The organism is Oerskovia sp. 140933, assembly GCF_059651515.1.
The window spans coordinates 1-1,426 of sequence record NZ_JAMXIO010000073.1; the positions used below are offsets into that span (position 1 = coordinate 1).

Annotated in this window: 1 protein-coding gene and 1 pseudogene; both read right to left on the reverse strand. The window is 72.2% G+C overall.

The window, feature by feature from the left end; all coding sequences use genetic code 11:
* Positions 1-1,187, reverse strand: a 1,187-nt coding sequence (locus NHG27_RS18945) for a HAMP domain-containing protein (RefSeq protein ID WP_497017355.1), incomplete at its 3' end; no start/stop codon positions are given.
* Between the two features lie 42 nt (positions 1,188-1,229).
* Positions 1,230-1,426, reverse strand: a pseudogene (locus NHG27_RS18950) (methyl-accepting chemotaxis protein); the annotation flags it as partial.

Consider the following 1,426-nt stretch of genomic DNA (forward strand, 5'->3'; position numbering starts at 1 on the left):
ACCGTCCGCACGTTCTGCGACACCTGCTCCGCAGCCGTCGCCACCGCACCCGACTGCACCGCCGTCTCCTCCGAGCTCGCCGAGAACTCCGACGCCACCCCCGCCAACGACTCCGCAGCCGACGCGATCGTCATCGACGACTCGACGACCCCCGCGATCAGGCCCCGCAGGTTCGTCTGCGCGGTGGAGAGCGCGCGAGCCATGTCTCCGAGCTCGTCCCGACCCGTCACACCGGCCTCCTGGGTGAGGTCGCCCTCCGCGATGGCCTCGGCCGTGCGCTGCACGCCGACGATCCCCGCCCGGATACGGCCGGACACGACGCGTCCCACGACGATGCCGCCGACCGCGCCGACCCCGATGACCAGGATCAGCGTGACGATGGCCCCGGTCGCCTCACGCGCTGCACGCGTCGTCTCCTCCGCGAGGATCTCGTCGATCGACCTCTGGAGCCGGTCCAGGGCGCCACCGACCTGCAGGCCGACCTTGTCGAGGTCGGTGTCCGCCGAGCGGTACAGCCCACGGTTCTCGGTCTGGAAGGCGGGAATCTTGCGGTCCTGGACGATCGTGACGTAGTCCCCCATGGCGAGCTCGAACGAGAGGTACTGGTCCGGGACCTCCTCCCCCACCTCGGCGTAGGCCTCCTCGAGGGCCTTCGAGTCGGCCTGGACGGACTGGTACGCGGCCGCGATGGCGAGGTACTGGTCGGCGGCGTCGGCGACGGCGTCGTGGAAGTCCCCCAACCCCTCGGTCGCCAACCGGTACGACCACACCGAGCTCTGGAGCTCCAGGACCCGGGCGTTGAGGGTGCTCTGGACGGTGCCGATCCGCTCGGCCCGCTCCCGCAGCGAGGAGACGGTCGAGATGGCCACGACCCCCAGGATCATCATCACGACCACGAGGACCGCCACGAGGGTGAGGATCCGGGCCCGGACGGAGCGGTTCGCGCCGCGGATCGCGAGCCGTCTCGCCCGTCCACCGGTCTCCCCGGCGGCGGCGCCCGCGCCGTCGACCTCGTCGGCGGGCACCGACCCGTCGGAGGTGCGCGCCTGCTGACGGGCCTCTTCAGGCGCCGGCCCAGGTGCGGGCTCGGGCGCGAGGTCGGGGTCGGGCACGAGGTCGGGGTCGGGCGCAAGCTCGGGGTCGGGCGTCTGCGCGACGACGTCGGGTACTTCGCTCTGTCGGTTCACCTGCTGCTTCCTTCCTCGGGACCTCGCTCGTACGGGCACGGGTCAGTAGGCGAACTGGTCGGCGTAGGCGCGCAGCTCGGCGCTCATGCGCGCGAGCTCGGCGATCGACTCGTTCATCTCCTGGAGGCCGTCGGCGGTCGACGCCGCCGCGGTCGCGATGCCGGTGATGTTGCCCGCGATCTCCGAGGCCCCCGTCGCCGACTCCTGCACCCCCCGCGACATCTCCGTCGTCGTCGCCG